Origin of the sequence: Chryseobacterium shigense (genome assembly GCF_014207845.1) — a bacterium.
GTDB classification, from domain to species: Bacteria; Bacteroidota; Bacteroidia; order Flavobacteriales; family Weeksellaceae; genus Chryseobacterium; species Chryseobacterium shigense_A.
In genome coordinates, this window is the sequence record NZ_JACHLC010000005.1 from 109,746 (window position 1) to 130,044 (window position 20,299).

At 36.3% G+C, this 20,299-nt stretch carries 19 protein-coding genes and 2 tRNA genes; 14 read left to right on the forward strand and 7 right to left on the reverse strand.

Going from position 1 to position 20,299, the window contains the following annotated elements; translation table 11 throughout:
• Positions 1-174: 174 nt before the first annotated feature.
• The 3 genes from HNP36_RS16625 (at position 175) to HNP36_RS16635 (ending at position 2,678) form a co-directional block, all read left to right on the forward strand.
• Complete coding sequence (locus HNP36_RS16625) at positions 175-1,575, forward strand: tetratricopeptide repeat protein (RefSeq protein ID WP_184429288.1); 1,401 nt, start codon at positions 175-177, stop codon at positions 1,573-1,575.
• A 398-nt stretch (positions 1,576-1,973) separates the two neighbouring features.
• Positions 1,974-2,300, forward strand: a complete 327-nt coding sequence (locus HNP36_RS16630; protein WP_317168980.1) for a hypothetical protein — start codon at positions 1,974-1,976, stop codon at positions 2,298-2,300.
• A gap of 24 nt (positions 2,301-2,324) precedes the next feature.
• Complete coding sequence (locus tag HNP36_RS16635) at positions 2,325-2,678, forward strand: helix-turn-helix domain-containing protein (RefSeq protein ID WP_184166755.1); 354 nt, start codon at positions 2,325-2,327, stop codon at positions 2,676-2,678.
• A gap of 150 nt (positions 2,679-2,828) precedes the next feature.
• Here the strand turns inward: HNP36_RS16635 and HNP36_RS16640 are convergent, their stop codons facing one another.
• The 5 genes from HNP36_RS16640 to HNP36_RS16660 all read right to left on the reverse strand — a co-directional run bounded on the left by HNP36_RS16640 (position 2,829) and on the right by HNP36_RS16660 (position 8,407).
• A complete protein-coding gene (locus HNP36_RS16640) occupies positions 2,829-3,740 on the reverse strand; it encodes a hypothetical protein (RefSeq protein ID WP_184166752.1) in 912 nt (303 codons plus the stop codon).
• Between the two features lie 9 nt (positions 3,741-3,749).
• Entirely contained in the window at positions 3,750-4,538 is a 789-nt protein-coding gene (locus HNP36_RS16645) for a hypothetical protein (RefSeq protein ID WP_228456417.1), read from the reverse strand.
• A 70-nt stretch (positions 4,539-4,608) separates the two neighbouring features.
• The gene (locus HNP36_RS16650; protein ID WP_184166746.1) at positions 4,609-5,505 is read right to left on the reverse strand and encodes a hypothetical protein; all 897 of its coding nucleotides are present in this window, start codon (positions 5,503-5,505) and stop codon (positions 4,609-4,611) included.
• A gap of 760 nt (positions 5,506-6,265) precedes the next feature.
• Complete coding sequence (locus tag HNP36_RS16655; RefSeq protein WP_184166743.1) at positions 6,266-7,744, reverse strand: serine hydrolase; 1,479 nt, start codon at positions 7,742-7,744, stop codon at positions 6,266-6,268.
• 87 nt (positions 7,745-7,831) lie between these two features.
• Positions 7,832-8,407, reverse strand: coding sequence for a helix-turn-helix domain-containing protein (locus HNP36_RS16660; protein ID WP_184166741.1), 576 nt, complete (start codon positions 8,405-8,407; stop codon positions 7,832-7,834).
• 258 nt (positions 8,408-8,665) lie between these two features.
• Here HNP36_RS16660 and map point away from each other — a divergent pair, with 258 nt between their 5' ends.
• Complete coding sequence (gene map, locus HNP36_RS16665; protein WP_184166738.1) at positions 8,666-9,430, forward strand: type I methionyl aminopeptidase; 765 nt, start codon at positions 8,666-8,668, stop codon at positions 9,428-9,430.
• A gap of 85 nt (positions 9,431-9,515) precedes the next feature.
• Here map and HNP36_RS16670 read toward each other — a convergent pair whose 3' ends face one another.
• Positions 9,516-11,657 carry an outer membrane beta-barrel family protein gene (locus HNP36_RS16670; protein WP_184166735.1) on the reverse strand — a complete coding sequence of 714 codons (2,142 nt, stop codon included), beginning with the start codon at positions 11,655-11,657 and terminating at the stop codon, positions 9,516-9,518.
• 264 nt (positions 11,658-11,921) lie between these two features.
• Between HNP36_RS16670 and HNP36_RS16675 the strand changes: the two genes are divergently transcribed.
• The 8 genes from HNP36_RS16675 to HNP36_RS16710 all read left to right on the forward strand — a co-directional run bounded on the left by HNP36_RS16675 (position 11,922) and on the right by HNP36_RS16710 (position 17,899).
• Positions 11,922-12,968, forward strand: coding sequence for an MBL fold metallo-hydrolase (locus HNP36_RS16675; protein ID WP_184166732.1), 1,047 nt, complete (start codon positions 11,922-11,924; stop codon positions 12,966-12,968).
• A gap of 139 nt (positions 12,969-13,107) precedes the next feature.
• Positions 13,108-13,821, forward strand: coding sequence for a DUF434 domain-containing protein (locus HNP36_RS16680; protein WP_184166729.1), 714 nt, complete (start codon positions 13,108-13,110; stop codon positions 13,819-13,821).
• 2 nt (positions 13,822-13,823) lie between these two features.
• A complete protein-coding gene (locus HNP36_RS16685; RefSeq protein WP_184166726.1) occupies positions 13,824-14,474 on the forward strand; it encodes a hypothetical protein in 651 nt (216 codons plus the stop codon).
• 86 nt (positions 14,475-14,560) lie between these two features.
• A complete protein-coding gene (locus tag HNP36_RS16690) occupies positions 14,561-14,989 on the forward strand; it encodes a hypothetical protein (RefSeq protein WP_184166723.1) in 429 nt (142 codons plus the stop codon).
• Positions 14,976-16,892 (forward strand): hypothetical protein, encoded by a 1,917-nt coding sequence (locus HNP36_RS16695; RefSeq protein WP_184166720.1) that lies wholly within the window; start codon positions 14,976-14,978, stop codon positions 16,890-16,892. The genes HNP36_RS16690 and HNP36_RS16695 overlap by 14 nt, the downstream gene beginning before the upstream one ends.
• A 5-nt stretch (positions 16,893-16,897) precedes the next feature.
• Positions 16,898-16,967, forward strand: a tRNA-OTHER gene (locus HNP36_RS16700).
• Positions 16,968-17,012: 45 nt separating this feature from the next.
• Positions 17,013-17,081, forward strand: a tRNA-Lys gene (locus tag HNP36_RS16705).
• 32 nt (positions 17,082-17,113) lie between these two features.
• Complete coding sequence (locus HNP36_RS16710) at positions 17,114-17,899, forward strand: TatD family hydrolase (protein WP_184166717.1); 786 nt, start codon at positions 17,114-17,116, stop codon at positions 17,897-17,899.
• A gap of 114 nt (positions 17,900-18,013) precedes the next feature.
• On the opposite strand, the gene deoD is transcribed toward HNP36_RS16710, so the two are convergent.
• Positions 18,014-18,724 carry a purine-nucleoside phosphorylase gene (deoD, locus tag HNP36_RS16715; protein WP_184166714.1) on the reverse strand — a complete coding sequence of 237 codons (711 nt, stop codon included), beginning with the start codon at positions 18,722-18,724 and terminating at the stop codon, positions 18,014-18,016.
• Positions 18,725-18,939: 215 nt separating this feature from the next.
• On the opposite strand from deoD, the gene HNP36_RS16720 reads away from it, so the two are divergent.
• Together HNP36_RS16720 and HNP36_RS16725 are read left to right on the forward strand one after the other, a co-directional pair.
• A complete protein-coding gene (locus HNP36_RS16720) occupies positions 18,940-19,587 on the forward strand; it encodes a hypothetical protein (protein WP_228456419.1) in 648 nt (215 codons plus the stop codon).
• Positions 19,577-20,293: a hypothetical protein gene (locus HNP36_RS16725; RefSeq protein WP_184166711.1), complete on the forward strand. Its 717-nt coding sequence runs from the start codon at positions 19,577-19,579 to the stop codon at positions 20,291-20,293. Before HNP36_RS16720 ends, HNP36_RS16725 begins: the two co-directional genes overlap by 11 nt.
• Positions 20,294-20,299: the final 6 nt, after the last annotated feature.

A 20,299-nucleotide genomic window follows, 5' to 3' on the forward strand; every position in this document is an offset into this window, starting at 1 on the left:
AAATATTTAAACAGGAAAATTTTTAGTAATATTATTTATTTCAGTAATTTCACAAAGGTTTTGTTTTATATTTTCAAAAAGCTTTTAGTGAAATATAATTATTAATTTAAATGAATATGAAGTATTATTTTACTATATTCTTTCTCTTTTATTTTTTGTTTTCCACAAAAACAATTGACTGTTAGGGAAATAGATAGTATTAATCTTTCGGTTAAAAAGGTTTTGTTTGATAATGAAGACAAAAACTATACTGCTTTATGTGCAGAAGTATACTATCAATCCAAAAACATTGGTTATAAAAAAGGACAGATAGAAGCATTATTAAAGCTGGAGGTATTCCGGATAAATGCTCGAAAAGAATACAGTAAGGTAATTGCCAGTACAGAAGAAGTTGAAAAATTGGCACTTGCAATAGATGATTACTATAGTATATGTATGGCAAAAGTACATAGAGGTTATGTCTATTTGTATTTGGGATTATTTGAAGAATCAAAAAATACGGTATTATCTGCTTCCAAATATATTTCTCTTGTAAAAGATACTGCTCAGAGACAAAATATCAATGTAAATTCTTACTTTATTCTGGGTAGTATTTATGATGAATTCGAAGACATGAAGAATTGTATATATTACAATAAAAAAATGTTTGAGGAAGCCAATAAGATGGATGACAGCAATCCGGGCAAATTGAATTGGATGCTTAACGGAAGTAGATGTCTGGTTGTTGCATATATCAATAACGGACAATATAAAGAGGCCGGCTATTATCTCAAAATACAAGAAAAATATATCACAAAAAACAGCAATATATTTGATTTAGCCGTCTACCATAAAAGTAAGGCACAGTTTGAATCTAAAAACAAAGAAAATAACAGGTATTATCTCGATAGCGCAATCCATCACTTTAAAGAAGCTGAAGTTTATGCAAAGAAAAGTAACAATGAAGCTTTGCTTAAATACATCTATAATGATTTGGCAGATGTTTATGCCGAGAAAAAAGATGTAAATAACCGGGTTAAGTATCTTGAAAAAACGAACAGTCTAAAAGACAGTCTCGATATCGTAAGAAAACGAAACTTACAAGAGGTTAGTCTTAAAGTGGATGAGAAACAAAAAAGTCCGGAAACTTTCAGCAAGAGCAATTACCCAATCATTATTCTACTTATAGCACTTGCAATCATCTCTTTTTGGGTATTTAAGAAATATGAACTTTCAAGAAATAAAAGTTCAATTTCTGATATTAAAATAACAGATAATTTTTCAGAAATAAAACAAGAGGATGCACTTTCAATAAGCCAGCTTTTTGAACTTGCAATGAGTAACGACCCCTCTTTTTATCATCTTTTTTTAAAAACTTTTTCCGGGTTTGATAAAAAATTACTTGAAATCAATCCTACGATGAAAGTTTCCGATATAGAAATTTGTGCATTTATAAAACTCAACATCGATACTAAACAAATTGCAACCATCAAAAAAATGACTGTTGGGGCGGTTGAGGCAAAAAAATACAGAATCCGGAGAAAACTCAATATTTCTTCTGATGAAAATATGTATATCTGGATCTCAAGAATTTAATTTGTAAAAACATTCGTTCCGGTTATTAAAAACGATTTCCATTACACTTATTCAAAACAGTACATTTAAAAATAATGATAATCAGACAGTTATTTAAGGCGTGTGAAATCGTATGATGCACTGTGAGATATCGTTAGTTGTTTTCTTTTCCCCAAAATATTGAGGCTTCTAATTTTGCATTTATAAATCATGGTTTATAAAAAATAAGCAAAAAGACTTAAGAAATTAGTAACCCCCTTAGTTCATAGAGAAAATGAAAATAATTAATAAATCAATTCATAGTGGCTTCAATTAATATAAAAGATATTCATATCGGACTCTTAATACATCAAAAGGTATTGGAATGTAATGTAGATCTATCACGGATCTGTAATTTTCTTAATTGTTCGGAATATGATGTGGATGAAATATATCAATCAAAAAGCCTCGATGCTGAAATCCTGTTAAGATGGAGTAAACTTCTGAAATATGATTTTTTTAGATTATACTCTCAACACTTGATTTTATATGCTCCGGCCAGTGAGATGTATCATAAGCAGAATGAAAAATCAGAGTTGCCGAAATTCAGAAAAAACATCTACACAAAAGAAGTTATAGAGTTTATTCTTGAGCTTATTGAAAATAATGAAAAAACAAAGCAGCAGATTATAACCGAATATAGGATCCCTAAAACCACACTGTATAAATGGATAGCCAAATATAAAAATAATGAAACGAAGAAATAAACAGGAGTGCCTTCAAAAAATTATATGGAAAAACTACAACCTGATTACAAGAGAATTTATAATGACATTATTATAAAAAGATGCCCTGAAAATAAAGAAAAATGTCTGTCTATTTTAAGAAAAAAAGACTTATCCTTTCTTGATGTAATTAAATTGAACTCATTAATATTTGGATCTCAGAATAGAGAAAATAATGTTCTTAACCAGCGGCACAGATCTTATGATCAATCAGCTATCATAGAAATTCTTAATTATCAGAAAAAAAACAATCTAAACAATATCGAGACTGCTCGTTATTTTAAATTAAGCAGAAATACAGTAGCCAAATGGCGTAAACTAAGCCAGAATATGCTTATTACTAATAATTATAAACCGTAATCTAAAATTCCGGACTCTTTGTACCTTCAAAATGTAACCAGATTCTGGGGTTCTACAGCTCGGTTGGTGAGAGCACCTGACTTATAATCAGGTGGCCACCAACGGTTTCAGTATTTGCTGTTAATGAAAGTATTATTTCTGGATATTGTTTTACTGCTCAACTATCGTAAGTGCATTGTAAGCTCCGCTTCCTGAAACATCAAACTGGCTGGTTGTGCCATCAAATGCTACGGTTATCCAGGTAAAAGGCCTTAATTTGTCCCCTTTATTCAGATATACACTTACAGTACAGGCCGAACCTACGGGTACTGCATTAGGACTTGCCCCGGTATCAGAAGCATATCCGTTATTCGTTTTTATTCTTTGGGTAATGGTGCCGGCTGAATTTCTAACCTCCCAGATTGCCTCTGTCTGATTATTGGAACCCGTATTTACCTGGCTGGATTGTAATGCAAAAGTAAAAGTCGCAAAGTATACACCATCACGCGGTGCAATAAACTCACCTGTAGCCGGAGTAAAATTTGAAGTTGGTACACCCGAATCAGAGTCTAATTTTTCAGTCCAGTTAGTTAAATAAGAAGACCTTCTTTGAACAACACCGGATTTGGTTCCTATTTCTGAAGGAGTAGCGCTTTCAAATACATAAGTATCCTGGGTTGTTTTACTTGCCATTACTACAATACGCGGTTTTCCTTTTGGGAAAAAACTCACCCAGTTTGAACCGTCTGAAAATTCTAAATAACCTTTTACACCAATGGCAGGGCTTGCCACATACCGTAATGCACCTGCACCGGCCTGCGCCGCTGTTTTTGTAGTATTCCCGATCGCTATGGTACCATTTGTGCTTCCACGCAGATCAAGAGCTACTTTGGGGCTGGCTGTTATTACACCTATTCTCCCGGAATTATTTATGATAATATTACCTGCATCTGTTTTAACTTCGACAGGATTTGTAGGATTGGGTATTCCTATTCCTATTTGTGCGTTTGTGTGTGTTGTTGCAAGTGACAAAACAATGAAAGCACTCATCAACCTTTTTATTTTATTTTTTGGTCCCATCATGATTTATTTTTACAGTTCGCTGATGCTTAAATTATTTAACTTGCTGTCATTTAAAGTGTTTCGGGCACTGCCTATATTATGCCTTACGCTAAATTTTATAGTATCATCTTTTTTAAGATTGAAAATAGCATTGCAGTTACCACTTATGAAATTACTTACGGCACCGGCCTGAAACGCAGGATAAGAATTTATTGTTTTAAATACAGGAATGTTATCCGTGTTTTGATTGCTTTCTATTGCAGCTTCTATGAATGTATTTTTAGGAATATTTCCGTTAGCCAGGGTAATGTTGAAAGAAACCAGGTAAAAACCATCACGCGGAGCTTTAAAAATTCCGTTAGTAGGATCGAAATCACCTCCGGCACCTGCACCCAGATCAACTGTTTCTGTCCAGCCGGTAATAACTGTAGAAGTTGCACTTGGAATACTTTGTGCTGAACCTTTACTGGCATTTACCAGCGCTTTGGTTGGGGCCGTAAGCGGTAATGCTATCCATTGCTCACCATCGGAATACTCCAGAAATCCGCCGGTATTGTAGCGCAGTGCACCTCCGCCTGCTGCGGATGGGCTTTGTGTAGCACTGCCTAAACCAATAATTCTCTGGTCGCTGGATGATCTGAGATCTACCTTAGTAACCGGATTTAAAAGTCCGACACCAACTTGGCCCTCCGATGTAATAACAACATCATTGGATATTTTTGTTGCATCAGGAGCAGAGCCGTTATCTTTTCCGGCATCTATATGCAAAGGCTGTGCAGGGGTTGTTGTATAAAATCCAACTTGTGCATTTGTCTTCATTGCAGAAAAAATTAAGATGCAAGTAAATAGTCTATAAATTACACTGATTTTCTTTTTCATAATCTGTATCTTAATGTTCTATTATAGTTAAATTATTAAATCCGTCATCTGGATTCGCCGGATCCGAAGCATTACTGGTAACCCTTAGTGGGATGGAACCTGTGGTAAGGTTTTGATACAATCTGACACTTACTTTCGTTCCTGCAGTTAACGTAAGGGTAACCGTACTTGATCCTCCGGCTTGTGTTGAACGCGTAGAGTTGGCATCATCGGATGTACCTGTCATAGACTGGCCAAAAGTTTTATATACACTGGCAAGAACAGTACTTGTAGCAGGGTTGTAAAATTGTGATTCAACCCTGGATCCGTCACTGATAACAGCACCGCTAAAATTAAATGTTAATAAAAAAGTATAGGTTCCGTCTCGCGGAGCTGTAAATTCACCGGAACTGGGATCAAAGCTGTTGCTCATGTCACGTACCTCGTTCCAGTTGATAATGGTAGTTGCAGAAGCTGATGGTATTGACTGGCTTGAAATTTTTCGGATAACAACTACCGCCTTTTGAGGGGCAATATAAGCTTTGTTCCATGCCACACCATCAGAAACTTCAATTTTAGCTCCTACAGGGGTACTGGTTACATCATATCGTGTGGCACCTGCTCCTGCTGTGACGGCAGACATGGTTGTTGTACCCAAACCGAGAGAATTCTCACTTCCTGCTGATCTCATATCCAGCTGAACCTGGGGATTTAGAACTCCTGCACCAATAAATCCGGTTGTTTTATTCACAATAACATCATTGGAAATTTGTGCCGGTGTTATTGTTCCCGAAGCCGGATTGTCTTTAGCTCCGTCTATATGTAAGGCTCCTTGTGGATTGTTTGTTCCAATTCCAACTTGTGCGTTAAATATGTTGATAAGGAAACAAAAGGGAAGTATTAATGTTTTGCGTGTTTCTTTTCTCATATTCTTAGTTTAAAATTTGAAGTAATAATTAATTTTAATAGTCCGTTGATCCTCACTTATAACTAAAGAAATGGCATTTCATACATCATTTTCATAATCGATGAACCGGATTTCAAAATCAAAATAATAGTCTCAACAAAATTTATATTAATTTATGAACAGTTCGGCAAGAAATTTAAAACAGTATGTTTGAGGGATTAACGATATTTTTAACTTCTGACCTTCTGTACAAATAATTAATAATGCACTATATTTTTTAAAAAAAAATTACAGTAATGCAGTTAACTTCTTTTAATTAATGTGTTTTTAGAATCTTAGTTTTATTAATCTAAACAGTAAATTCTAACTATTTTATAATAAATTTCTTGCAAAATTGTTAATTTTTTCCAATCAATCAAAAGATAGTGTATCGATATATTTCTATGTGTGTGTAGATTTTTGCTGCGTTTAAAGTTTTTAAAAGTATTGGGACCGGTATCAATTGAGATATTCCTGAATACAGGAGCCTATATAAAATCGAGAATTTCATGCGTGTGTTTTTGTAAATTTATACATTTTATCCAAAATAATGACATTATTCTACATGAATAATGTCATTATTAATTATAATTTAATAATTAATTGTTTTAAAAATTATATTTTAATTATCGGAATTCCCGGAAAATGTTAAAAGTGAAGTTTGTTTCGTTGCTTTCAGTAAGTAAAATTTTTATTTTTATAGAAGCCAATTCCAGCAATTATAATACATCTTTTAAAGGATTCAGTTCGTTTCAATATCAATCAGTTTCTTCCCGTTTTCCCCTAAATAATGAATAAGAAGCTTATCGTAAATTTTATAACCTGCATCGGAATTGGTGAAAATTAAAATCCCCTGTTTGGTTTTTGGGAGCAGAAAAGTTATACACTGCGTTCCGAAATCCGAACCGCCGTGAGAAACTGCCAAATTTCCTTTGCCCAAATCATAGAGCTCGAAGCCCAGTCCAAAGTATTTATTTTCTTTGGTTTTAACCTGGCTTTTCAGCATTTCCTGATAAACATTCTCTGTTAAGCCACCGCCATTCAGAATATTCACAAGGAAATTCCCATAATCTTCTATCGTAGTATGCAGATCATCAGCAGCATTGGCTGTTTTATTTTTAACCGTTTCGTAAGGTTTTCCGTCTTTATCATAGCCAATTGCAAATCTGGATTCATCAGTATTTTTATCCCAGATAAAATCTGTATTATTCATTTTTAACGCATGGAAAACCAGTTCTGCGGCTAATTGTTCCAATGGCTTTTTAAATTTATTTTCAAGTGCTTTTCGCAAATATTCAAATCCTTCCCCGGAATACTGATATTTTGTACCGGGATCAAACTCAAATTGTAATTTATTATTTTCAGTCTGCCATCTCCAGTTCGGAAGACCCGTTTGGTGGCTCAGAATAAGCCTCGTTGTCAGTTTTCTGTTTCTTGGATCATTGATCAGGTCCGGATCTGTCCAGTACTTATACACAGGTTCATCAAGGCTCCATTTCCCGGAACTGACCAATTTCAGAGCAACCATCGCTGTGATTGGTTTTGTGAGTGAAGCCACATTGAAAATAGTATTGTAAGGGGCAGAAACTCCATTTTTGATTTCCCCGAAAACCTTCACCTGCTTTAATTTTCCTTCTTCAATAATTCCAAGACCAAGTGTTTTAATATGGTTTTCCTTCAGCCAGCTTTCGATAGCAGCATCATCATCCAAAACTGAATTTCCGTTTTGTGGTGACGAATAAGCCTGGTGGTTAAAGCTCAAAGACGTTGTCAGCTTCCATTCTCCGTTTTCAAGCTCCCAGACATTGGAAAACTTCGCAACCCCCGGTTCGCTTGAAGGGTTTTCATAAAACATATGGGTTCCGTTTTGAACGGCTCCGTAAAGATTTCCATTTTTGTAAAGAGGAAAGACTTCAGTGCTGTTCTTCATCAAAACTCTTTTTACCTGACGGGTTTCTGGGTTTTTGCAAAGTCCGTTTTTCAGATCGTTCAGGAATTTGGTTTTACTGGAAATTCCATCTTTATCATGATAGAATTTTAGGTTTTCACTTAATAAATTTTCGTATTGTTTGATGTTACAGGTATTAAAACCAACATCAAAAAGCAAGCTGTCTTTAGCTAAAATAGTTTTGTAAAGAGCATCCGGTTTGTCTGTTTGCGCTTCAGCTTTTTGAGATAAAAACAGGAAAATAATAAGCAGTAAAAAATGAATTCTAGTCATTGTAGTAATTTTTTGCAAAGATTAAAATGATAACCTTTCCATGGCAAAAAATCAACCCGACAAAAACCCGACAATCGCCTGACAGAATTATAATATGTTGAAATTCAATTTATAACGGAGCTTTTGCTTTCTGTCGATTTCGGCGGTATTACGGAGAATTAAAAAGATATTGGACAACACAATGAGAGCCAATAGTACAATAGTGAATGAACGCCCGAGCTTTAAAAAGATTCCCAACATAAAAAGAACAGGAGCCAGAACGGTCCAAAAAATCTGGAGTGTAATGATTTGCTTTGTTATCGGATTTTTCTGCTTTAATGTATAGGAAAGAATAAACGGCGCGAGAATATTAAGAGGAGGAAGAACAACAAACAAGATGGAAGACATATTAATAAGCTTGATTTTTGAATAATCTGTTGTAGAATTATCTTCAGAAATTATGGCTGGTTCCTCAACTTTTATTTCGTTTTCGGTCTTTGTCTGTTCGTCTAATAATTCGTTTTCCTGTATGCCTAAAGTTTTGGACAGCGTTTTAAGCGTATGTCCTTTAGGTTGAATCCCGGACTCAATCCTCTGAATTGTTCTTACGGAAATTCCTGATTTTTCAGAGAGTTCTTCCTGGGTTAAATTTTGCTGTTCCCTTATTTGTTTTAGCCTGGACATCCGGTTTTCAATAACTAATAATGTCCAAATTTACACATTGTGTGAATATAATGCATCAGTTTTGCCTGTATCAAATAAAAAAACAGGTTCAATAGCCCAATTATTACTGATCCTGACTGCCGGAATCTGCCCATAAAAAAGCCCCTGATTGTTCAGAGGCTGTATTGATATTAGCTAAAAAATGATATTTTAAATTCTTAACTTTGTAGTTATCAGTAGTATTCAATACCTGTAAAATAATAATCAAAAGAAATAGCAATGTCCATAACAAATGAACATGAACTGGCAGGAATGCAAAAAATAAGTGAAGCGGTTGCCTATACTTTAAAAGAGATGATGAATTATGCCCAGCCTGGTATGACTACAAAAGAGGTTGATGAATATGGAGCCAAGATACTTTCCGGTTACGGTGCGAAATCAGCACCCTATTTGACGTATGGTTTTCCCGGTTGGACCTGCATAAGCGTAGATAATGAATTTTGTCACGGCATTCCGACTGATAAAAGAATTTTAAAAGAAGGCGATCTTATTAATATTGATGTTTCTGCGGAGCTTAACGGATATTGGTCTGATAACGGAGGTTCTTTTGTCATCGGAGAAGATGTCAATTCCCACCAGAAGCTGGTAAATGCTTCCAAAGATATTTTACAGAAAGCAATTGATCACATAAAAGGAGGCGTACGAATAGCCGATATTGGATTTCTGATGGAAACGGAAGCCAAAAAGAGAGGCTTTAAAGTTATTAAAAACCTTGCCGGTCATGGGATCGGGAAAAGTCTTCACGAGCAGCCGGATGAACTGCTTAATTATAAAAACCGTTTCGATTTAAGGCGTTTTAAAAAGAATTCCGTGGTTGCCATCGAAACATTTATTTCAACATCTTCAAACCTTGCCGTAGAGCTCAATGATGGCTGGACGATGGTAGGAAATAAAGGCGGTTATATGGCACAGCACGAACATACTATTGTGGTAACCGATGGAAAGCCCATTATTTTAACTCAAATGAATGATATACTGAATTAAAGGCCTTCCTTATTATAAACAAAAAGACACTTCCCTTGATGCAAGTGTCTTTTTTTATTGTCATTTACAGTGTACAGAATACTTTTTATTTCCCTCCGCCGCTGTTTTTTTCTACATCTGTCTTCGTATTTCCTTTTACCTTCTGGTTTCCGAAACGTTTCACGAATGAAAGAGAGAATCCGTACCAGTCTGATCTCATAGCAGACCTGAAGGTTCCGTCCGGACTATAGGTAGTAGCATCAAAATTAGGCCTGCTGAAAATATTCATCAGCTGTAAGCTCACTTCCATTTCTGTTTTAGGGAATATCTTCGTTGCAGAAATATTGTGGAAAACATTCGTTCTGTTTGCATAAGAATTCCCGTTATTCTGGTTCGAAAGCTCTATCCAGGCACTCAGGTTGATATTTTTATTAAACAGATTCGTATAGGAAAGATTCGCCGAAGCTCCTATGTAGCTGATGTAATTTTTGCCCTTCAGGTCATTAACCTCATTGAAATCATGATTGTCAATATAATACCATCCGGCTCCAATATTCACATTAAGCTTATTTTTCAGGAAAGTCTGATTGGTATTGGCAAAAATATAATACTTCTGTACCTTTCCGTTCAGGTTGTCCGGAAGAGTAACTGTTCTGCCGTCCTCCTCGGCAAAAGTAGTCCAGTAATCCTTGTCTGTGTACATATACCTTGCGGAAAGGAAATACTTCTTCAATATCCCTAATTTCATATAAAGTCTGTGGCTGGGGTTAGGCTCCAGATTCATATTTCCACGGGAGAATGTTCCGTCATTGGTAGGAACCAGAAAAGGATTGAATTCCGAATACCACGGGCGCCAGAGATTACGGTTATAGGTTAAACTCAGATCATACTTATCCGAAAAAGAATATTTCAGCAACAAATTGGGAAGCAGAGTGCCGTAAGAATCCTTCCTTTCCGTTCCTGCTACATCCTGTCTCATTTTATAATCAATATGTTCATAGCGTACCCCGATTCTTGTTTCCAGCTTTTTGAAGAACGTTTTGCTGTAGTTCACATACAGGGAATTGATGTTGTCTTCATAATGGAAAATATCATGGGTACGGAGATTATCCGCATTATTTCCGGACAAATTAGTAGGGATCACATTATTGTTAAAATCCATTTTCCCGCCAACTTCAAAATTGCCTCCTTTTCCCAGAGGCTGGGTATAATCTACTTTAATGTAATAATTCCGCGTCTGTTCATGGGAACTTATTCCAAGCAGGTTGGTAACCGGTGAAGCGGCGAATGTTTTTAAAAATTCATTTGTATTTTTCTGGGAATTGTAATTGGTTCCCAGGTTGATATCCAGAATCCTGTTTTTTTCCTTATCATAATACTTGTAAAACATATTGGTTCCCAGCGTCCGGTAGCGTCCCGTCACATTCTGGTCCTGGTGATAAGAGTCAAATAATATATCGTTTTTGGTTCTGATAAGGTCTGCATCGGAAGCAGAAGAATTCTGGCTTTGGTAATATTCCAGGATAAGACCTATGTTGTTTTTTTCATTAAGCTCATATTCGGAAGTAGAGGATATCGAAGGACTTTTGCTCCTGCCCAAGGTTTCATTACTGATCTGGGTAACATCATTATCCTTATACAAACTGTTCACACTGTTATTTCTCTGGAAGTACGTATTGTCACTGTAACTTCCAATCAGGGTCTGGGTAAAATTTTTCTTATGATAGTTAAGGTTAAGGTTTGTATACTGTGAATTTTTGGCATTCTGTCTGTTATTAAAAGTTACACTTCCTTTCATTCCTTCATCATCCCTTTTTTTCAATACGATATTGATGACAGATCCGGCTGTTTCATAGCGGGATGATGGACTTGTAATTACTTCAATCTTCATCAGGTTATCCGCAGGAATCGTTTTCAGGTATTCTTTTAATTCTTTGCCTGTAAAAACAGATTTCCTGTCGTTAATGTAAACCGTCACCGATTCTCCTTCCGCTTTTACGGCATCATTATTATCAATACTTACCAAAGGCGTCATTCTAAGGACATCCCAGGTGGTATTTCCCGCCAGGATAGAGCTGTTCGATACATTAAACACCGTTCTGTCTACTTTAGATTCTACAGTAGGTTTTCTCGCGGTTAAGGTAACTTCTTCAATCTTATTTTCCTTCTGCCTGATAGTATCGCTTTTTTCCTGGGCAAAAACCAGTGATGCCATTAATAATGCTATTGAAGATATAATTATTTTCATTCAAAGTGATATTTCACCAAATAAGACAGTTATTGAAGAAACTTTGTTACATCAGATTAAAAAATAAATAAAAAATTAACAGATATGAGAGTTTCTGTTAAAAAGAGGCATTTCATCATTTCTTTCGTATGATCAACTATATAAAAAATATCAGCAATAAAGTAAAATACCTCCTTTATTCGTTGATTGGTGTAAATAAGAAATCTATTCTTATATTTATTCTTCTGATGAATCTTAAGAATCGGAATATAAAAAAACAACGGAATGAATTTAAAGAAACAAATGGGGCAGTTTCCCAATGAAAAAAGAAAAACATATTTCAGTACACTATCCAACTATACCAATGGGAAATTCCAGAATATACTTCCCACACCCGCATTACTGGAAGGAGAAAGCATGACCAAATTATTGTTTCAGACTTTATGTAAAATAGAAAATGTAACACCCAAATTACCCATTCCGTTTGTGATAACCGATCTGAAAAATCTCAAACCTGATGAGAATGTTCTTGTATGGTTCGGGCACAGCTCTTATTTCATTCAGGTAGATGGCAAAAAATTCCTGATAGATCCGGTATTTAGTGGTAATGCTTCTCCTATGCCCGGTTCTATAAAGGCTTTTCCCGGATCAGATCATTACAAACCTGAAGATATGCCGGAAATAGATTTTCTCGTGATCTCCCATGATCATTGGGATCATCTGGATTATTCAACCGTTCAGATTCTGAAAGATAAAGTAGGCAAAGTAATCTGCGGATTGGGAACGGGGCAGCATTTCGAGTACTGGGGCTGGGAAACCGATAAAGTTATTGAGAAAAACTGGTGGGAAAGTATTGATCTGGCTGACGGATTCACAATCACCCTGACTCCGGCAAGGCATTTTTCAGGAAGACTCCTGAACCGGAATATCTCACTGTGGACATCTTTTGTATTACAGACACCTTCTGAAAAACTGTTCTTAGGCGGTGACAGCGGCTATGGAAACCATTTTTCAGAAATTGGGGAAAAGTACGGGCCATTCGATCTTGCTGTGATGGAATGCGGTCAGTACAACGAAAAATGGCCCTACATTCACAGTCTGCCGGAGCAGATCATAAAAGAAGTACAGGAACTTAAGGCTAAAAATTTTATTCCGGTTCATAATTCGAAATTCAAACTGGCTCAGCATCCGTGGTTTGAACCTTTGGAGCTTGTTTCAAAATATGCGGAAGAACATAATATTCCCGTTACCCTTCCAAAAATTGGGGAAAAAGCAGATCTTGATCATTTAGGAGAAGTAACCTGGAAAAAATGGTGGCAGGAATTTATGTAAATCCGGAATTTTAGAATCAGATTCAAACCAAATTGAAAAAATAAGCTCCGGCCCAAATTTGGGCCGGAGCTTCCATTTATAAGCAGTTAACTAAAAAACAGATTGCTAAATATATCCGCTTAAAAAACTATTTTTGAGCATGAATAACAGAAACCGCGGAAAAAATACAGGTGATGATATCTTATTCGGTTCAGACAAACAGATGGAGAAGCTGAAAATGGCAGCTCAGGATATGCTGTATTTATTAAGCCGGGATTATTCTGAAAAAGCATCTTCAGAATTGGTAGGCAACCGTTATAAACTGAAAACCCGTCAGATTCAGGCACTACGGGGCGCTTCGGCATCTGAAAAGCAAATAGGGAACAGAAAATCCAACCGGCTGGAAATATCAGATCTGAAAGGCCGGGTCCTTTATCTGGATGGGTTCAATGTATTGATCGTTATGGAAAGTCTGCTTTCCGGGGCTTATATATTTGAAGGGCTGGATGGATGTTTTCGTGACCTTTCCGGTGTTCACGGAACTTATAAACGGGTAAACCAGACTTTAAGAGCCGTAGAATTGGTGGCTTCATTTTTCCATAAAGCAGGAATCCGGAAATTGGTCTGGATCTTTGATAAGCCCGTTTCCAATAGCGGGAGAATCAAACAAATTATCCTTGATTTCGCTGTGGAAAATAACCTGAACTGGGAAGCCGGGCTGGAGTACAATCCGGATAAATTTCTGGCGGAAAATTCAGAAATAGCAGTGTCTTCAGATGCATGGATCTTAGATAACTGTAAAAACTGGTTCAATCTCATCCAATATTTGATTACAGAAGAAAAACTGGATGTTAATCTGGTAAGAATGTTTTAAAAATGAATGTATTTACTCCTTATATTCCATTAATTTCTGATGCCTGGAAAGAAAAATACCATGCTGTTCTTGCTGAAGAGCATTTGCAGTCTATGGAAAATAATATTTTTAAGTTTCAGGAAAATACATTGGATTGGAAACTTCCGTATTTTAATGAAGAAATTAAAACAGACAGGAAAGAAAGTTTTAATCTGTTCATCCGGGTATTTCACAACAATGATCCGGATGAGGTGAAAGCTTCTAAGCTTGAAGAAATCCCTTTTGAACATTGGCTGATCATTCTGGGACAAAGACTTACTTCCGCCAGCATACGCGATGAAAATGCAGTTCCGCCTGTAAAAGAAACGCTAATTGAAGCCTGTACAAAACCTTTCAACAGTGAAATTACCATTGCACAAAGAGCCTGGGAAAAACATATTGGAAGAATGGATGACCGGTTTTGGGGTGAGATCAAAGGAAACAATCAGCAAAAACAGGAAAAAGTAATGGAAAAGATCAATTATATTCTGGATCACAGAACATGGTGGAATGTTTTTTATCATTATAAACATGAGCTTGTTTTTGAGGTCAGGGAAAAGGAAGGACACGGAATCCGGTGGAGTCATGGCGGCAAGCAGCTGATTGGTTTTCTGGAAAAATTTATCAACGGATAAAATATAAATTTCACTGCGTAAAAAGATTGCGCATTGAGTTGATAATTTTGCAGGTATAAACTGAGGTCTACCACTAAAAAATAAATATGATGCTGAAGAAAATATTTGACTTTTTTAGAAACAGCAGTCCTGCTGTAGAAATAAGCGTTTTCCCTGTAACAGAAGAAAAAAAACTTTCTTTTACAGAAAACCCGGACATTCCTGAACTGCCTGAAAATATTTCTTACAGAAGTACGGAGACAAAAATAAAGAAAAGGATTGATGACCTTCAGCAGTATACCGAAGACTATAAAGAATACTGCCTGGAAAAAACAGGCAACCAACATATATTGAAAGCAAAAGGATATAAAGTTATTGATAAAGATACCGCTGCGGAAACCATTAAAATCTCCGGAGATGCCTTTATTTTTCATAACGAGCATAAAATACTGCGTATTGAAAGTGAGTATTTTGTAAAATATATCCAGCAGGAATACAATCCCATAACAAAACTGATAGAAAATGCATACGACTGATCCTGTAAACAGATACAAAGTATTTTCCGCAGAAGACCTGCCGGAAATAATTTCTGACGAGCATTTGACAGTAGAGATTTATGGCAGAAATATCACATGGGAAATCCTGGAACTGAACGGAAATCTGCTGATTCGCGGAGAAGGCTGTCATTTCCCGAATCTTGTAAAGGTCAGCGGCTCTTTATCTGTAGATGCCGGAAATTGCTCCCTTCCGAGCCTCAGAACGGTAGAAGAAAATTTTACCCTTCACTGCCCGGCAGAATTAGACAAACTGAGAACCGTAAAAGGACATTTTAAGTGTATTGTTGATTATAATTTCAAACACCTGGAAACCATCGGAGGAAGCATTTCCCTTAAAAAAGCCAATGTTATAGCAAGAGGTAAGAAACTGACCCTGATAAAAAATGTGATATCGGTAAGATTCCAGTATGAGGTTGAATTTCTTCCTGAAACCGGCATTTTTAATGTAGATATTTTCGGGGATAATATTATGATCCCTCATCATATAATTTATGGGAAGATCAATGTTTATGGTAAAAATGTATCTTTTCCTCACCTTGAATCTCTTCAGGGGATGATCAATATGGAGTGCCGCGACAAAAACGGGCACTATTTTACCCACGATTTTCCGAATCTGAAAAAAATTAAGGGACATCTGAGGTTTGAAAGGACAAAGGCTTCTTTTCCTGTACTACAGGAAATAACTGGAAATATTACTCTTGGAAAAGGCTGTTATGCAGATTTCCCGCTGCTGGAAACCTCCGGAAGCATTTCTGTTAACTATGATTCTGGAGTAAGATTCCCTGTGTTGAAGAATGTTGAAGGAAATATTGTAAACCAGGGTGAAACCTGTAATTTCATTTCCCTTGAAAAGGTAAAAGGAACTTATCGGACCTATAATACAATTGCTCCAAGGCTTCAGGAAGTTGGGAATCTCCTTATGCATACCTCCATTGAATTTGAGCATCTTAAAAGAATCAATGGAAAGCTGGAAAATGCTTTTAAGGTCAATTTTAAATCTCTGGAATATGTAAATTACCTCGGGGACGAAAAACTTCGCGGATCCCGTTTCCCTTCATTAAAAGAAATCAATTTTTATCTGTATAATGAAGAGGATCATTTTGAACATCTGGCAAAAAATGTTTATTTTAGAGTCAATGGCAGGATGTATCTTTCAAAAGATAAGCTGATTATTTCCAGAGTACCTTTCAAATATGTGGTTCATCAGCAGAATTACAGCATCAGGAAACTGGTGTCCATACTTAAGCTGCGCCACAGCAGTTTTCTCAATTTTATGACCAGGGAGTATGAGCGTGAATGGGCAAAGTTTGAAACACCTTTTTTTACCAAAATCCTGAAGAAAATAGAAAAATTATGGGATGTAGTGGAAACAATAAAATTTGAAGAATTCTTTGAATCTGATGACAGAAACTTCCGCTTTTTCTGTTTTAACTATATTGGTGTCGGAAATCTGATGAAGCATTTTGAAGCAGAAAAAATCAACGAAGAAGAAATAGAGCTTAATTATAATGAATACGATCAGAACGGAAATAAAATCCAGGTTAAAAGGATCAACCGTTATGAATTGTATGAAATTGAGAATACAAAGCTGGGAATTAACGTGTGGCGCGATACGGATAAATATTCCTATGCGGTAAAATGCTGGTGTCCTTCCACGGAAAAAGAACACTGGCTTTGGGTAGAGCAGGAATATAAAGGAAATGCATTAACAGCTATTGCATCCACTTTCAGGATCCACGAAAATATTATTCCGTTTATCAAATGTCTCAAAAGGCAGGGTGATCTCCTGATCTGTGAACTGGAAAGGGAAGTAAAGCCACGCGGTTTTCCAAGGGCATTGACAGCTTCAGAATATTTCAACCTGTTGGAAGTGGAAACATAATTATAGAAACAGTAGTTTAATTGGAAAAACATTCGAGTATGCGGAAGGTTGCAGGTTCGAGCCCTGTCTGTTTCTATTTAAAAAATATAAAAATATCTGCTCTTAAATTTTCAAATAACGGAAGCAATAGTTTAACGGAAAAACACACACTTTTAATGTGACTTGCGGGTTCGAATCCAGCTTGCTTTCTTTTTTCAAATAAAAAAACAAAACAAAAACAAATGAATACATACATTGATATTGGCATTAATCTGACCAATAAACAGTTCTATAATGAATACGAAGAAATTATCAACCGTGCGTTGGATAATGGGGTAGAACAAATGATCCTTACAGGAACAAGTATACGAGGAAGCAAAGAATCTGCACAAATAGCTGAAGATTATCCGGAAATTTTATTTTCTACAGCAGGAATTCATCCACATGATGCAAAATCTTTTAATAACGAAAGCATCCGGGAACTCAGGAACCTTCTGAAATTAGACCATGTGATTTCGGTAGGAGAGTGCGGGCTGGATTTTGACCGGGATTTTTCCCCAAGACCTGTTCAGGAAAAATGCTACAGAGCCCAGCTGGAATTAGCCGTTGAGGTGAATAAACCGTTATTTCTCCATGAAAGATCAGCCTTTAAGAGATTTAATGAAATTACAGATGAATATCTTATCAGGCTGCCGAAAGCTGTTGTACACTGCTTTACCGGAACGCTGAATGAGGCTAAAATATACCTTGAAAAAGGGTTTTATTTAGGATTTACCGGAGCTGTAAGTGATGATAAAAGATTTAAACACCTGGAAGACGTCATAAAATATACTCCTCTGGACCGGATGATGATAGAAACAGATGCACCTTTCATGCTGCCGAAGAATATGCCGAGAATGCAGAACCGCCGCAACGAACCTTCTTTTTTACCTTACGTAGCGCAAACCATCGCCCACTGGAAAAAGATCAGCATTTCCGAAGTTGCAGACGGAACCACAGAAACCGCCAGAAAATTTTTCAAGATATAAAAAAGAGCTCTACTGATGAAGTAAAGCTCTTTTTTATGCTAAATCGTAAAACGGTAAAAATGCAAATTTGTAGATCAGCCTGTTAACTGTCTTTGCTTCTCTGCCTTTTTACTTTTAAAGACTCTTCAATGCTGATTCCAAAGCCAGCTCCATCATTGGTTTAAGGGCTTTTTCTCTTTCATCAGCTGAGATTTTTTCGTGAGTAGGGATAATATCAGTTACGGTAAGAATCGTAGCGGCATTTTTCCCTAAATGCTGTGCATTCGCAAATAATCCGAAAGCTTCCATCTCTACAGCCGGACAGTTATATTTTGTTGCAATTTCAGGAATATTAGGGTCTTTTCTGTAGAAAATATCGCTGCTGTGCACATTGATCGCCTTTGCATCCAAAGAAAGTTCCTGAGCAGTTTTATTGATTGTTTCAAAAATGTTTCCTTGGTGAGAAAGAATCTCATCCTCAATTCCCCATGCATATTTTGCATATGTACTTTCACTTGCTGCATTCTCAATATTTAAAATATCAAAAAGCTTAAGGTCCGTAGTATAAGCTCCGCAGGTCCCTATTCTGATGATGGTATCTACCTCATATTCCGTAAACAATTCAAAAGAATAGATCCCGATGCTTGGGAAGCCCATTCCGCTTGCCCCTACAGTAATTTCTTTACCTTTATAAAGGCCTGTATAATAAAAGATACCCCTTGTTTTGCTTACCAGTCTGGCATTTTCCAAATAATTTTCAGCAATATATTGTGCACGGAGCGGATCCCCCGGCTGTAATACTACTTTGGCAATTTCTCCTTTTTTTGCACTGATGTGAATACTCATAATGTTATTTTGAAGCAACAAAGATAACAACTTTTAGCTTGAAAAATCCAAACGTTTGCTGTTCAGTCCACAAAGTTTCCGGTATTCAAATTCCCCTCCGGAGGAGGGGTGTCAGATCGCAGATCTGACGGGGTGGTCAAAAAGACAGCAATACACAATTATATTTAACCGTTATAAAAATTTTGTTCTCTGCGAAATAGTTTTATTTTTGTTAGATGATGCAAACCGGATCCCCGTTTTTAGATACTATTTTCCTGCTGCGGAACAGTGGATGCATTACCATTTTTTCAAACCTTCAGGAAATCTCAAAAAAAGAGGAACAGGAAGCCAAAGATTATTTTGAAACCGAATTCGAAAAAGAAAGGTTAGAATTTTTATCTGCAGATCTTCATTGTCAGAAAGAAACAGCTGTTTGGGCCGCCAAGGTTTTGTATCACAGTGCCCAGCTCTATCTTATCCGGGAAAACACCGCAAAAGATCTGGATAAACTCATCCCGAGATGGAAAACACCGCCGGATATCTCTTCGGTTTTGTCTGCAGATATGTCATTGAGATTCCTGCCACAGATTGTATCCCTGCTCAATATAGCTGATCCTCAGGACCCGTTGGTTAAAATTCTTGAAAGTATTCTTACACAGTTTCATTATTCAGGAATAGGATATCATCTTAATCTGGAAAAAATAAACTGGGAAAAAGAATTAAAAGATAAAACTTACCGGAAATTGTATCTGGAAAGAATTGTTGAAAAAAAAGCTTATGAACTGGCAGAAATCCCTTACATCAATAAACTGTTGATGGCAGAATTTGGGTTACATAAAGATACCTATTGGAAAGACTTAAAAATTATTGAACATGGAGATTAATACTGCGGTTACAATTGGCTTTGTAACGGCTTCCTATTTTTTTATTTTCGGTATTTTGGCGTATTATGCCCAAAAGGTCATCTTTAAAAAGAAGGTGAATGAGATTCATATGTTTATGTCATTCTCCAAACCACTGTATTCCTATACACTCAGGAATAATATTAAAGTTAAATTTGGCTATTTACCCCTCTCCAGCTATGTCAACGTTGATTCTGATGAAGATTTTGTGCTGGATAGTCTGGAACTGAAAAAGCATGAAGCAAAAACCAGGAACAATAATATGGCTTTCCAGGCTATGGTAACAGTTCTTTTTCTGATTATCTTTGTGGCTGCGAATTTCATACTGGGAAATAATACCATTAGCATGTTCCAGGATTTTGGCTCTAATATTTGGGAGCTTATGTCCGGAAAACAGGGTTTTTCAGATTTTATGACATTTATTCACAGCCAGTATGATGCTTACGGGAAATACTTTTTTATAGTGGCGGCTACAATGATGTATTTTATTTTCATTGCAGTACTGATGATCATTACTTCGCTGTCTTCCTATCTGGCAATACTGTTGTCCATTATCATTATCGTGGCAGATTTTTTATTGGTTTTTAAATACTTTGAACTACCGCTGACTTTTTATATTGATATTATGCTCTCATTAATTATAAGTGGATTCATATATTTTTTATTGCTGAGATTTTTTATTAAATAAATACTG